Origin of the sequence: Planctobacterium marinum (genome assembly GCF_036322805.1) — a bacterium.
GTDB classification, from domain to species: domain Bacteria; phylum Pseudomonadota; class Gammaproteobacteria; order Enterobacterales; family Alteromonadaceae; genus Planctobacterium; species Planctobacterium marinum_A.
The window spans coordinates 867686-881888 of sequence record NZ_AP027272.1 but is presented as its reverse complement, the minus strand read 5'-3'; the positions used below and the strand labels follow the sequence as shown (position 1 = coordinate 881888).

Genomic DNA, 14203 nt, shown 5'->3' with positions numbered 1-14203 from the left:
CAACAATGTTAGCGATAAGATTTTTCATAGCAGAATAAAGTAGCAAAATATCATGTCTCGCGCCAGAGTAGCTCTTAGCCGAGAGGTCCAACAAAAGCGCTATAAGACGAAGTATAAACCCTGGAGTTACACCAGGGTCAATACCAATCAATCAGACTTCACACAAAACTAAACAGCAAATAGGACGCCAGGAACACGGTTACCCACATAACCATCGTACTGGTGGGGTTGGATTTGGAAAACTTACCAAATACACCTTTGCGATTCAGGAACACATGACTAAAGCTATTTAACCCTAATGATACCCATTGTGAGGCAGCTCTTTCCATGTTGCGGAATACGGCAAGCCCGCTGCGCAATACATCCGGTAATACGCGGCGATACAACCACTCGGCATCCAGATTAACTGAGCGTAATTCTGGCGGGTAGTAGCCTTTCAGGTTGAGCCATACAAAGGCCAGAGCCGAAAAGAACAGGATCTGCATTTGTGCCAACACGTGAGTCGTATCGTAAGCGGTGTAATCCGTTGCGAACGGCAATAGACCGTACAAGACTTCCGGGAAAACCCCAATGAAAATACACAAAGTGGCAGCAACCCCCATCGCCAGAAGCATGTTGAGCGGGGCTTCTTTAGTTCGGATGCCACTGTCGTGAGCAAAAAAGGCGAAATAAGGGATTTTGATACCAGCGTGGTGGAATACCCCGGCAGAGGCAAACAACAGCATCAGCCAAATCCAGTCATAGCCCTCTTTGAGCACAGCGCTCATCACCATGGACTTACTAACAAAGCCACTAAATAGGGGGAAGGCCGAAATAGACGCTGCGCCAATGAGACAGAATATCGTGGTTTTGGGCATGCTTTTGTACAGACCGCCCAGTTCAGAGGCATTACTTCGGCCTGTCATGTAAAGTACCGCGCCCACCGACATAAACAGCAACCCTTTAAAGATAATATCGTTAAAGGCGTGAGCCACTGCGCCATTGATGGCCAGCGCAGTACCGATCCCGATACCACACACCATAAAACCTATCTGGTTGATCATGCTGTAGGCCAATACCCGGCGTAAGTCGTTTTCAATTACCGCATAAAAGATAGGAAAACAGGTCATGGCAGCGCCCACATACACCAACAGCTCGGTGCCCGGGTAAGTTCTGGCTAACATGTAAACCGCGGTTTTGGTGGTAAAAGCGCTTAAAAACACCGTCCCCGTTACCGTTGATTCGGCATAGGAATCGGTAAGCCAGTTATGACACAGCGGGAAGGCGCACTTAACACCAAAAGCAAGCAAAATCAGCCAGCCGGCAATGCTTTCCAGGCCAATAAAGCCCAGCTCAACCGAGCCAGTCTGGTTGATGTAAAAAATCGTACCGGCGATAAGCAGCAGACCAGAGAGAATTTGAAAGTACAGATAACGGAAACCGGAACTGATAGCACGTTCAGAGCGTCGCGCCCATACCAAGAATACTGAAGTCAGAGCCAGCATTTCCCAAAACACGATCACCGTGATTAGATCACCTGCAAATACTGCTCCCAAGGCACTACCAGCATAAAGCATACTGGCAATTTGCTGCATTTTGTCTTTCACATGCCAGGCGTAAAGCGCAGCAATGATGGCTGCGATATGGAAAATAATACCGAACAGAATGCTAAGCTTGTCCACTTCAAATGGCGTGAGCTGCAAGCCAAAAAAGCCCCATTGCCAATGTACACCATCAGAAAGATTTAACAATAGTGCCAAACCAATAAGGGGCACAACAAGGGTGACGATGGATCTTAGCCTATCATTTAATAATGCGGCCAGTATTGCTCCCAGATAAAACGGGATGAACGGTGCTAAATCACTCCCCAACATGTTCTTCCCTTCCCTTTTCTTGTGCCTCGTCTAATGGCTCGTAATATTCTTCATCACGCATTACCACTATGCGCATCCACTTAGCGATAAGTACCAACACTACACAGCCAATAAAGCCGTAAATAGGATAAAAGGCGGGTAAGGTCTCCCAAGGGTGCTCGGTGTGTCGGTGCAGGATAAAGTCCAGTGCCACCAGCACACCACAGATAATGTAGAACACCAAAAGGATACGTTTGATCACGACAGGGTTGTCGAGCATATAGTTTTGTGGTTCTTTCATCTACACCACCCTCATTGCAAATTGATATATGGCATCGGCGTAAAAAAACAGTGCAAGACAGGCAAACGTTGTAATAACGATAGCGATTAATGAGGCCGTCGGGGCCAGATCAAATCGGCCATTGGCATGCACTGGCTCTGCCGGGCCTTCCGGACCGGGGAAGAAAGCACGTAAGGTTACAGGCAGTAAGTAGCCAATGCTCAGTAAGGAACTCACCATCAGAATTAACATCAAGATCCAATGTTCGGTTTCTGCAGTGCCCATCAACAACATCCATTTACTCCAGGTACCACCTGCAGGTGGCAGGCCAATGATACCCAAACTGGCAATACCAAAAGCCAGCATGGTGATAGGCATTTGCTTACCTAAACCTCGCATTTGTGGAATTTCAGTTTTGTGAGCGGCCACGATAATGGCACCAGCACAGAAAAACAGGGTGATTTTACTAAAGGCATGCATAGTGATATGCATTGCGCTACCTACCACACCTAGCGGACTGGCCAGCAAGGCCCCCATCGTAATGTAACCCAACTGGCTGACAGTTGACCAGGCGAGACGGGCTTTTAAGTTGCGCTTGCGAATGGCAACCAACGAGGCAAACAAGATAGAAAAGCCCGCAAGATAGAGCAAGAAAGTACCACTGGGGATCGTTGCCAGGCGTTCGATACCAAATACATACACCATCACCTTAAGGATGGTGAATACCCCGGCTTTTACCACCGCAACGGCATGTAAAAGAGCACTTACGGGTGTGGGGGCCACCATTGCTGCAGGTAGCCAGCCATGCAGAGGCATAATAGCGGCCTTGCCCACCCCAAATACAAACAGAATAAGCAGTACCGAAACAACACCATCACTAACGCCATCTAAGATACCGCCAAGTTTAAAATCCATGGTGCCGGTAAAATGCCAGGTACTGATAACGGCCAAAAGGAAAAATAAAATGGAACTAAACAGTAAGATACCCAAATAAGTTCTCGCCCCGCGTTTGGCTTTTTTGGTACCGGCATGGGCCACCAACGGGAAAGTGGCCAAAGTAAGCAGTTCATAAAAGACAAACAAGGTCATCAGGTTGCCCGCAAAAGCGATGCCCATTACCGAAAAAATCGACAGCGCAAAAAAGCAATAAAACTGGGTTTGTCTGGGTTCGTGATGGGCACGCATATAACCCAATGCATAAAGCGTAGTGACTGGCCACAAGGCACTGGCAACCAGTGCAAAGATCATCCCCAGCGGCTCTATGTCAAAGGCGATAGTGACACCTGGAAACAAGGTAAACAGAGTGAAAGATATTTCTTCTGTTGTTAACCAATGTTGTAACAACATCAGATTACAAACAAACACCAATATCCCAACGCCAATGCTGGCGGCTTCCCGCAGATTGGGCTGTTTGCGAAACAGCAATATTAACGCTATCAGTATCAGCGGCAAGGCAAATGTGGTGAGCAATAAGTTTGTGGTACTCATGGCTTACCACCTTGCAGAAGCTGCTGCGCTACCTGCTCTGTTGTGGTTACGGAAAGATTGGTATCGATACCGAAATAAAGATTAGCCAGTACCAAAATCCAGATGGGAATGAGTAAACTCAAAGGCGCCTCAGTCACAGGTTTACGATCCGCCAATGCGGGTTTGAAATAAGCAGCTTCTACCACCTTCCAGATGTAGATTACAGAAAGTAGTGAGCCCAACAGGATGATCAGCGACACCATGTACCAGCTTTGTTCCAGGGCTGCCTGCAATAAATACCACTTACTGACAAAGCCTACGGTTAAGGGCATACCGATGATGCTCAAGCCACCGATAACAAATGCGGCCATGGTTAAGGGCATCTCTTTACCAATGCCTTGCAGATGTTTAAGACTCACACCGCCGACACGGTAAAAAATCGCGCCCAAGGCGAGAAACAATGCGCCTTTCATCAAGGCATGGTTAAACAGATGCAGTAAACTGGCCATAAGCCCGGTTGCCGTACCGATGCTTAAACCCAGTACCATGTATCCGATTTGTGCGACACTGGAATAGGCCAACATGCGCTTGATGTTTTTCTGATTGATAGCCACCAGCGATGCGACTATCACTCCGAGTGCTCCTAAGGTTACAAATACGGCTTGTAAGGGCACGATAGTGAAGGAGAACTCTACGCCAAACACCACAAAGACGAACCGCACCACAACATAAAGCGCCACTTTAGTAGCCGAAGCCGCTAAAAAGGCCGTAACAACTGTCGGTGCAAAGGCATAAGCATTAGGTAGCCACATATGCAGCGGGAATACCGCCATCTTTAAACAGACCCCTACAATAAAGAAGCAAAAGGCGACAAATACCGTTCGGGTATCCGCCATCTCGGGTAATCGCGCGGCTAGATCGGCCATATTCAACGTGCCGGTTTTCATGTAAAGCAGGCCGATACCAATCAAAATAAAGGTGGCACCTATGGTCCCCATCACCAGGTATTGGAAGGAAGCCCATAAAGCGCGCTTGTCTTTACCCAATGCGATCAGCACATAAGAGGCCAGCGATGAGATTTCCAGGAATACGAACAAGTTAAAGGCATCGCCAGTTACCAGGATGCCCAGCAGTCCAGCAAAACACAATAAATAAGCCACATAAAAGTAGGTATTGACGCCTTGGGTTATGTCGTTTTTGTCTTCCAGGCTGGTGTAGGCAGACAATAATACCAGTGTGCTGATAGCAGTGATGATCATGGCTACAAAGGCGTTGAGCTGATCTATGTGAATTTCTATGCCGTACGGCGGTAACCAACCACCGAGGTGATAAGACAAGGGACCAGAATTGCTCACCGTCATTAACAGTTGCACTGCCACAAAGAAGGAAAAGCCACTGACCAGTAGGGTGAATATCCAGTTCAGCTTCTTGTGATTAATTAACAGACACAGAGGCGCAGCCAATAAAGGCACAAGCACCTGCAAGATGGGTAAGTGCACGCTATTCATGATGCCCCCTACCGCGTTTTTCATTGCGATATTTCTTCACATCCCAGCGCTGAATAACATCCTCTTCCACTGTGTGATAGGCCCGCTTTATTCGAACAATCAGCGCCAGGGCCAATGCCGTGGTAGAAATACTCACGACGATTGCGGTGAGAATAAGCACATGTGGAAGCGGATTAGAATATACAGCTCCCTCAGGTACCTCAATCGGAGCGGTTGCTCCGGCAATATTCGCCATACTAATGTAGAGAATAAACACCGAGGTTTGCAGGATAGTGAGCCCAACCACTTTCTTAATCAGATTGCCGTCGGTGATCACCACATACAAACCGCACATCATCAACGCTACCACTATCCAATAATTGAATAGCCCATAAAACATTTGCAAAAAATCAGAGTCAAATGTCATTGCAACTACTGCTCCATGTTATCTTGCATTGCCCGTTTTTCACCGGGTTTATCAGACATATCCACACTTCCAGAGAAGGTGAAGAAGACGCATATCATGACGGCTGCAACGGTGATACCCACACCCAGCTCAATTAAAATGATACCAATGTGCTGCCCCGCCAGCGTATCTTCTGCCAAAGCAGAATAATTCAGGAACACATCGCCTTTGAGCATGGAGACAATACCCACTGCGCCGTACAACAGAACACCTAGTGCCGCGCAAAACCGCACTACAGCAAAATTAATAACCGACATGGTTTTTGCCAACCCAAAGATCATGCTGTACAGGATAATCGCCGCGGCAAAAATTACACCGGCCTGGAAACCACCGCCTGGGCCAAAGTCCCCGTGAAATTGCACGTATAAGGCAAATAGTAAAATGAAGGGGATCAGCAATTTAGAAATAATGCGCAGAATCAAGTGCTGCTTCATGGGCTGATGATCGTCTACTTCGAAGTTACCTGGCGTGTGCGGTAAAAGCGCTAATACACCGATACCTGCAGTAAATACCACCACGAGTTCGCCAAAGGTATCAAAACCGCGATAGCTGGCTAAAACAGCGGTAACATAGTTTGGAATGCCAATCTGCTCAGAGGTATTAGCAATATACCAGGCAGCCACATGACCATTGGCAGGGTTGTCTGTACCACCAAAATGTGGCATCCCTAAGGTGCCATAAATCAGTAATACGCCAATGACAGTCACCAGTACCAGGCCCACGCGGGTTCTGAGTTTCGGTTTTGACAATTCGTAGCGACCGGTAATCGCCAGCGTGGTGAGCATTAAAATGGTTGAAATTCCCGCTCCCACTGCCGCTTCCGTAAACGCAACATCCACGGCGTCTAAAACCACGAACAGGCTTGCAGACAATAAGCCATAAATGCCACTTAACATGGCAACAGCAAACAAATCCTTAAGCGCAATAATGGTTAATGCTGTGAGCAGTAAGAAAAGTAACAGAAAAATGTGGATTAGCGTTTCGATTCTGCACCTCCAGAATTCTCAGTATCGTTAACATGATCGGGCATATCGCACGCGTAATGCTTTCCTTTGGGCAAGTGCCCGCTGTGAATGGCTGATTTAGCCATCGCGTGGCTGGCAGCTGGTCCCGTCAGTAACAAGAAAGCAAAGATAAACAATAATTTAACTGTTATCAGAGTGAATCCAGCTTGCAGCATCAAGCCAAATAAAACCATTCCCGCCCCCAAGGTGTCGGTAACACTGGCGGCATGCATGCGGGTAAAAAAATCAGGAAATCGAAATAAGCCCACGGCTCCGGAAAAGCAAAAGAAGCTGCCCGCCACCAGCAGAATTCCACTGAGAATATCAATCACCATTTCACCTGTCATGATTGGTTTCTCCTCGTGTGTCGTACTCAAAAAAGCGTAAAATGGCGATCACACTGATAAAGTTCATAAGAGCATACACCAAGGCAATATCCAGAAACTCGGGCCGGCCCATCAAAAAGCCCACCACAGCAATAAACAAAACGGTTTTTGTACCAAACATGTTGACCGCCAGAATACGGTCGTACAAAGAAGGTCCCAACACTGCCCGGAGCAGAGCCAAAAACATGGTTACCAGAATAGCGATTGAAGCAGCAGTAAACATCAGCTTAAAAATCCTTTCACTTTGTGATCCCTTTCCCCGGAACGGATCGTAGTACTCATATCTTCAGTTAAAGTGTGAACAGTGATGGTGTCATTCTGCAAATCGACAGTTAAAGTACCTGGCGTAACGGTAATCGAGTTGGCGTAAATCACCCGCTCCATATCACCGGGTTGATGCATGTTAACGGTTAATAAAGCAGGAGAAAGTTGTGGTTTGGGTTGCCAAATGAGCTTCACCACCTGCAGATTGGACATTATCAGGTCGGCAATTAACCAGCTCAAAAATTTGGGAAGCTTGAGGATCAGGTTTGTAGGGTGAGTTTCCTGATCGAACATACCCAGACGATGAACCAGGAGAATCACCGAGACAACAGAGATAACCTCAAGGCTTAACATCAACGATGTAATATGACCGGATAACAGTAACCAAAATACCATCAGGGTCACAGTAAAGCTCAGTGTATGTCGCACGTTCCCTCCTTTTCAGTAATCCACTGACGAAGTTATATTATTATTTTTTATTACTTTTTCGCTTCAATAACAAGCGAATCCGTTCTCAAGTGATGCATTACTTTCTCTGCGGTATTACCAAACAGCAGTCCAGACAAACCTTTGCGCCCCATACTGCCCATGATCACCATTTCAGCTCGGATCTCATTGGCGCAGTGGGATATCACTTTGGCAGGCTCTCCTGCTACAACGTGAATCTGTACCTCTGGCATGTCAAATTCAGCCAGTAAGTCTGCCACTTTTTGTTCAGCTTCGGCCCGGTGTTTCTGCTCATAACGCTTGATATCCACCAAATCCAGATCTTGTTTAATACTGGAAACCTCCAGGCAATACAGCACATGCACTGTGCAATCGAAGGTCGTTGCCCACTTTTTTGTCCAGTTCAGAATAGCATGATTTAATTCGATGTGGGCTTTGTCACTAGAGGTCGGATCAATGGCTGCCATCAAGGCGTGATTGCTTTTCCAACTGCGATGATGAGAAATAAGAACAGGCACCGAAACATTGCGGATCAATTCCCAATCGCATGGCGTGTGAAACAAAGATTCAGAGCGATGACCAGTTTTGATAATTAAATCGAAGTTCTCCGACTTACAATACTCTGTCACCCACTGGGCCACATTGTCAGTGACAACAACCTTGCTTTTGATACTGTCTTTTTGCGGGTAATCTTTGAAAATCTGACTTAGGGTTGTGCGAAGTTCATTGTCAGAGGTTTTCAGGGTTGCATCGTCGTGCTGATCCTCTTCCTTGATAAAACGTATTACTTCTATGTCTTCGCCAAGCGGCGCAGCAACCTCGTGCGCTTTGTTTAACGAGCAGTTCTCACGCTCGTGCTTGTCGGTGATCACCAGGATTTTTTTAGCCATGCGTACTCTTGGTGGAGCATTCTTATGATGAATGAAGTTAAGTATAGAAGAGTTCCTGAAAAATGCGGCGACTCTCGGACAATCAAAAAAATAGTCTTTTGATTCAACAACTAATCCACCAAAATAGACTTTGGCCCAAAAAAACTCAAACACAACAAACTTCGAAAATATCTGAAACACAATCAGATATTAATTGAAAGGAAAGTTTACATAATAAAAAGCCGAAACGCAGTTTCGGCTTGTTGCATATCAGCTAAGGACTTTACACTCCTGGGCGCTAACCGATTTGGATGTAAGTGCCTGGGTTGATATAAAACAACTAAACTACCGCCAGATTGCCCTTATCTTCCAGCCAGTCTTTACGTTCTGAGGAACGCTTTTTAGCCAGTAGCATATCCATTAATTCCAACATTTGCTGGGCATCATCAACGGTAAGCTGAACGAGGCGACGAGTATTGGGATCCATGGTGGTCTCACGTAACTGAATTGGGTTCATTTCACCCAAACCTTTAAAGCGCTGCACATTCACTTTGCCTTTTTTCTTTTCAGCCTGAATGCGATCCAGAACGCCTTCTTTTTCGCCTTCGTCCAAGGCATAAAACACTTCTTTGCCCACATCGATACGATATAGTGGCGGCATGGCCACATAAACATGACCGGCGTTAACTAGCGCTCGGAAGTGTTTTACAAACAAGGCACACAACAAGGTTGCGATGTGCAAACCATCAGAGTCGGCATCGGCCAGGATGCACACCTTGTCGTAACGCAAACCGGAAATGTCTTCACTATCTGGGTCAATACCCAAGGCAACGGAAATATCGTGAATTTCCTGCGAAGCTAATACCTGAGATGAGTCCACCTCCCAGCTATTGAGGATTTTGCCTCGCAGCGGCATCACCGCCTGAAATTCCTTGTCTCTCGCCTGCTTCGCAGAACCACCCGCAGAATCTCCTTCCACCAGGAAGAGCTCCGAGCGACTGGTATCTTGAGTGGTACAGTCGGTTAATTTGCCGGGCAATGCCGGGCCAGATGTTACTTTCTTGCGCGCGACTTTTTTGCTTTGACGCAGGCGGCGCTGAGCATTGGCAATAAAAAATTCAGATAAGGTTTCAGCAACATCGGTATGCGTGTTGAGCCACAAAGAAAAAGCATCTTTTACCACGCCTGAAACAAAGGCAGATGCCTGGCGAGACGACAACCTTTCTTTGGTTTGTCCCGCAAATTGCGGATCCTGCATTTTCGTGGAGAGAATGTAACTGCACTTATCCCAAATATCTTCAGGGGTGAGTTTAACGCCGCGAGGCAGCAGGTTGCGAAATTCACAAAACTCGCGCATTGCTTCCAACAACCCCTGACGCAAGCCATTAACGTGAGTACCGCCTTGGGCAGTTGGGATCAGGTTAACGTAGCTCTCATTAACAATCTCGCCCCCTTCAGGTAGCCAGATCACAGCCCAGTCAGCGGCCTCGTTATTGCCCGAAAACTGGCCTACAAAGGGCTCATCTTCTGGTAGACTGATATAGTCTTTGGCGGATTGCATCAGATAATCGCGCAAACCGTCCTGATATTGCCATTCGGTGGTTTCTTTGGTGATTTTATTGTCAAAGCGAATTTTAAGGCCAGGACACAATACCGCCTTAGCTCGCAAAATATGGCACATTTTGCTCACGGAAAACTTGGCAGAATCAAAATAGGAAGCATCCGGCCAGAAGCGCACCCGCGTCCCAGTATTGCGCTTGCCACAGGTATCGATAATTTCCAGTTCTTCAACTTTATTGCCGTTTTCAAAAGCAATGGCAAAAACGTTGCCATCACGGCGAACATTCACCTCTACTCGGGTTGATAAGGCATTTACCACAGAGATACCTACGCCGTGCAGCCCCCCTGAAAACTGGTAGTTCTTATTAGAAAACTTACCACCGGCGTGCAGTTTGGTCATGATCAGTTCAACCCCGGATATGCCCTCTTCGGGATGAATATCCACCGGCATACCACGACCATCGTCTATCACTTCTAAAGACTGATCTTCATGCAAAATCACTTTGATACTATCAGCGTGTCCTGCCAATGCTTCATCGACACTGTTGTCGATAACTTCCTGGCCGAGATGGTTGGGCCGGGTCGTATCTGTGTACATGCCGGGGCGGCGTTGCACAGGCTCCAATCCATTTAGGACTTCAATGGCTTCAGCATTATATTGTTCTGACATGCGGATACTTCTTTCTTATGGTTATTTTATTGAAAATACACGATGCCGACATACGGCATTCAAGCAGACCATTGGGTCTTTCAAACTCATTCAAAGATACTAGCAATCTTTAATCAAACAAAAAACGGAAAATATCAGGTAAAAATCGCTCGTATCCTTGAAACGCGTGATCACCGCCCTGCTCAATGGTTAATTTGCTTCTCTGATATTTTTGTTCAGCGTCTCGGTAGTCCAGGGTTTCATCTTCTGTTTGCAATAACACCCAAAACTGCGCGTGATCGACAGGAACGGGCTGGTACATCTGTTCGAGCTGCTGCATGTGTTCCGGTTTCAATACAAAGCGCTCTTGTGTGAAGGGGTGAACGTGCTCTCCGAGATACTCCTCGAGTACCTCATGGGGCTTGGCCGCCGGATTAATCAGTACCGCTTTGCCGCCATAATTATCCGACATGTAAGTACTTAAAAAACCGCCAAGTGAACTACCGACATAGCCCACGTGCGCGTCTTGATATTTTTGCGCTAAACCATCCAACAGGTTTTTAGCGTCGTCGGGATAACAAGGCAGTTGTGGACATACAAACTCAATATCGTGGTGATGTTGCTGCCAGTAAGCCAGGGTTGCCTGTGCTTTTACAGAGGCGGGAGAACTCAAGAAGCCATGCAAATAAATGAGCACCTTTTTCAATGGAATTCCTTAATGTATTTGAACAATAGCGAAAGACATTAAACAGGAGCATTAGCCTGTTGCTTTAAACAAAACACCAACCACTCAGCCAAAAACAGATTGGTCATTTCTTTTTCATTCTTCTGATGCATGTTTTTATTGGGATAAGGGTAGCTAGGTTGTATCGCTGATACATTCTGGCTACTTAGCACTTCTGCCATGCGGGCGTCGTGATACAAACGCACTTTCATCGTTGGTTTCATCCAGCCCGGTAAGGCTTCATTTAACTGCCGTACATCCAACGTGCTGGTATAACGGCTGGCTTCAATAATAGAAATCTGATAATTCAGGTTGTCACCATCCCCAAATTCATAACTAAGGCTTTCAGTATCACAATCCGGTAATAACTTTAGCAAACGCGCGTAATTCACCTCACAAAGAGTATGTAACCCTTTGAGGTTAGGGAAGTATTTCTTATTTGGCTGCGCGTGGGTTGCCATCTATTATTCGTTTTCCTTAAATATGCTTATCAGATAGAGCTATTGTTATACCTTATTTGCCGCTACTTTTTCCAATAGTTCTTGTTTGTGTAAGAAGAACCATTGCAGCGCAATAATGGTGGCGGAATTGTCAAACTCTCCCAGCTTTAAAAGCTCCCATACTTGTGCTTCAGGAATGCGATGCACTAGTATGTCTTCGTTTTCATGGTCCAGGCCGTGAATACCGTGAGCCTCTTGGGCATCTACAATGCCCAAATAAAGGTACAAACGCTCTGTGGCACCGCCCGGACTGGGTAAATAATCTGTCAATTCTATCAAGCTTTTAACTTCGAGTCCGGCCTCTTCCTGTGCTTCTCTCAGTGCAACCGCTTCACGAGTTTCTCCCTCGTCAATCATGCCGGCCACAATTTCCAGCAACCAAGGCTTATTGGAAGTAGGTACAGCCCCTACCCGAAACTGCTCAATCATGACGAATTCCTGCCGAACAGGGTCATAGGGCAACATAGCAACGGCATGACCTCTGTCTAGAACTTCACGAGAAATCCAGCCACTCCAGCCACCAGCGAATAACTTATGCCGAAGTTTATAGTTGAAAACGGTAAAAAAACCTTCAAATTTAGGTTCTTGTTGTTCAATCTCTACATCAGAATCAGTAAAACGATGCCAGTTGGACACAATGGCTCCTTCTATCAGGTGAGTGTTGCGGTTAAAGCTCTGAACAGACTATCACGGTCATAAAGGTTACAGGCAAAAATATTCTGTTACACTTGCTTAATGACTGTTACTGCAAAGCATTTGGGGATTGCCTCGGCTTTCAGTAAACTGCGCAGCATAAAAATAATAGGGGTTGCTTTACCTGTCTGTTAAAAAATTAGGTGACAGATAGCTCCGATAAACGGGAATTGGACTAAGCTTGCAGTGACAATTAGCTGCACAATACACTAGGAATGCACATGAAAAAAACACTCTTGTCCATCGTGATGGGTTTTGGACTGGTTGGTACGGCAGCAGCAGAAAACTTGCTTCAGGTCTATCAACAGGCTTTACAGAACGATCCAGCAACTCTGCAATCACAGGCAAACAAAGACGTAGCATACGCCGGTATCACACAAAATCAGGCTCGTCTGTTACCGCAAATTGAGCTTGCTCTGGACGCTTCCCGCACCAATGGCGATACTCACAGAAATACCAATGATATTACCGTAAGATTTAGTCAGTCTGTTTGGGATTATTCTAATTGGAAAAATTTGGACAGAGCTGAACTTCAGGCCTCTCAGGCAGACGCCAACTATGGATTTGCTAAACAAGATCTGATTGTGCGCACTGTCACCGCATATTTTAATGTGTTGCAAGCACAAGACGATTTGGAATTTGCCAAAGCAGAAAAGCGCGCCATCGAGCGTCAGCTAGAGCAAACCAAACAGCGTTTTGAAGTGGGTTTAACGGCCATCACCGACGTGCATGAAGCACAGGCGCAGTTTGATACCGCCGTAGCCAGCGAAATCAGCGCACAAAATAACGTCGAGATCACGCTAGAAGCTTTGCGTGAAATCACGGGAAATTACCATCCCGATATCGATGTGCTCAATACCCAAACTTTCAGTGCCAGCATGCCTGCACCAAGCGATATCAATGCCTGGGTGAGTCAAGCAGAAGATCGCAACTTGCAACTATTAGCCTCTAAACTTAGCGTTGATATTGCCAAAGAAGATATCGAAATTGCCAAGAATGGACACTATCCAACCGTAGCACTGAGAGGTCAATACAATTCTAATGATACGGAAGGTCAATCATCGGATGCCAGTATCAGTGAATCAACCGACCGTTTTGATACCAGCTATATTGAATTAGGCGTCACTATCCCGCTTTACCAAGGTGGTGGCGTGAGTGCTGCTGTTGATTCTGCCCGTTACAGCTTTGTTGCCACCAGCGAAGAGCGTGAGCGAATATATCGTTCTGTGGTGCGCAGTGTGCGCTCTAACTACTTTGACGTGACTGCAGCAATCTCTCGTATTAAGGCGTTAAACCAAGCGGTTGTATCGGCAGAAAGCGCACTGAAAGCCACAGAGGCGGGTTTTGAAGTGGGCACTCGTACCATCGTTGACGTATTACAAAGTACTCGAAACCTGTACGACGCCAAACGAAACCTGGCAGGCGCGCGTTATGGCTATATCACCAGTATTCTCAGCCTGAAACAAGCGGCGGGTACCTTGTCGGAGCAGGATGTCGCAGACATCAACAGTGGCTTAACCCAAAGTTAAGCAACGCTTGGATACAAAAAAGGATGGCAATGGCCATCCTTTTTTT

15 protein-coding genes are annotated in these 14203 nt (G+C 46.5%); 1 reads left to right on the top strand and 14 read right to left on the bottom strand.

Features of this window, described 5'->3' with window-relative positions:
* Positions 1–158: 158 nt before the first annotated feature.
* From AABA75_RS03975 to nudF, 14 genes are all read right to left on the bottom strand, one after another.
* Positions 159–1853, bottom strand: coding sequence for a Na(+)/H(+) antiporter subunit D (locus tag AABA75_RS03975; protein WP_338291225.1), 1695 nt, complete (start codon positions 1851–1853; stop codon positions 159–161).
* Complete coding sequence (locus AABA75_RS03970) at positions 1840–2133, bottom strand: hypothetical protein (RefSeq protein WP_338291224.1); 294 nt, start codon at positions 2131–2133, stop codon at positions 1840–1842. The genes AABA75_RS03975 and AABA75_RS03970 overlap by 14 nt, the downstream gene beginning before the upstream one ends.
* Positions 2134–3600, bottom strand: a complete 1467-nt coding sequence (locus tag AABA75_RS03965; RefSeq protein WP_338291223.1) for a proton-conducting transporter membrane subunit — start codon at positions 3598–3600, stop codon at positions 2134–2136.
* On the bottom strand, positions 3597–5111 hold the full coding sequence (locus AABA75_RS03960) for a monovalent cation/H+ antiporter subunit D family protein (protein WP_338291222.1): 1515 nt from the start codon (positions 5109–5111) through the stop codon (positions 3597–3599). The genes AABA75_RS03965 and AABA75_RS03960 overlap by 4 nt, the downstream gene beginning before the upstream one ends.
* Positions 5080–5493, bottom strand: coding sequence for a cation:proton antiporter subunit C (locus AABA75_RS03955; protein ID WP_338291220.1), 414 nt, complete (start codon positions 5491–5493; stop codon positions 5080–5082). Before AABA75_RS03955 ends, AABA75_RS03960 begins: the two co-directional genes overlap by 32 nt.
* Positions 5494–5498: 5 nt before the next feature.
* A complete protein-coding gene (locus AABA75_RS03950) occupies positions 5499–6479 on the bottom strand; it encodes a Na(+)/H(+) antiporter subunit B (protein WP_338294800.1) in 981 nt (326 codons plus the stop codon).
* Between the two features lie 26 nt (positions 6480–6505).
* Positions 6506–6883, bottom strand: a complete 378-nt coding sequence (gene mnhG / locus AABA75_RS03945; RefSeq protein ID WP_338291219.1) for a monovalent cation/H(+) antiporter subunit G — start codon at positions 6881–6883, stop codon at positions 6506–6508.
* The gene (locus tag AABA75_RS03940; RefSeq protein WP_338291218.1) at positions 6873–7145 is read right to left on the bottom strand and encodes a monovalent cation/H+ antiporter complex subunit F; all 273 of its coding nucleotides are present in this window, start codon (positions 7143–7145) and stop codon (positions 6873–6875) included. Before AABA75_RS03940 ends, mnhG begins: the two co-directional genes overlap by 11 nt.
* The gene (locus AABA75_RS03935; protein WP_338291217.1) at positions 7145–7615 is read right to left on the bottom strand and encodes a Na+/H+ antiporter subunit E; all 471 of its coding nucleotides are present in this window, start codon (positions 7613–7615) and stop codon (positions 7145–7147) included. The genes AABA75_RS03940 and AABA75_RS03935 overlap by 1 nt, the downstream gene beginning before the upstream one ends.
* 50 nt (positions 7616–7665) lie before the next feature.
* On the bottom strand, positions 7666–8523 hold the full coding sequence (locus AABA75_RS03930) for a universal stress protein (protein WP_338291216.1): 858 nt from the start codon (positions 8521–8523) through the stop codon (positions 7666–7668).
* A gap of 319 nt (positions 8524–8842) precedes the next feature.
* Positions 8843–10732 (bottom strand): DNA topoisomerase IV subunit B, encoded by a 1890-nt coding sequence (gene parE, locus AABA75_RS03925; RefSeq protein WP_338291215.1) that lies wholly within the window; start codon positions 10730–10732, stop codon positions 8843–8845.
* 109 nt (positions 10733–10841) lie between these two features.
* Positions 10842–11408 (bottom strand): YqiA/YcfP family alpha/beta fold hydrolase, encoded by a 567-nt coding sequence (locus AABA75_RS03920; RefSeq protein WP_338294799.1) that lies wholly within the window; start codon positions 11406–11408, stop codon positions 10842–10844.
* A gap of 47 nt (positions 11409–11455) precedes the next feature.
* Positions 11456–11896 (bottom strand): DUF1249 domain-containing protein, encoded by a 441-nt coding sequence (locus AABA75_RS03915; RefSeq protein WP_338291214.1) that lies wholly within the window; start codon positions 11894–11896, stop codon positions 11456–11458.
* A 45-nt stretch (positions 11897–11941) separates the two neighbouring features.
* Complete coding sequence (nudF, locus tag AABA75_RS03910) at positions 11942–12571, bottom strand: ADP-ribose diphosphatase (protein ID WP_338291213.1); 630 nt, start codon at positions 12569–12571, stop codon at positions 11942–11944.
* A 278-nt stretch (positions 12572–12849) separates the two neighbouring features.
* Between nudF and tolC the strand changes: the two genes are divergently transcribed.
* The gene (gene tolC, locus AABA75_RS03905) at positions 12850–14157 is read left to right on the top strand and encodes an outer membrane channel protein TolC (protein WP_338291212.1); all 1308 of its coding nucleotides are present in this window, start codon (positions 12850–12852) and stop codon (positions 14155–14157) included.
* Positions 14158–14203 lie beyond the last annotated feature (46 nt).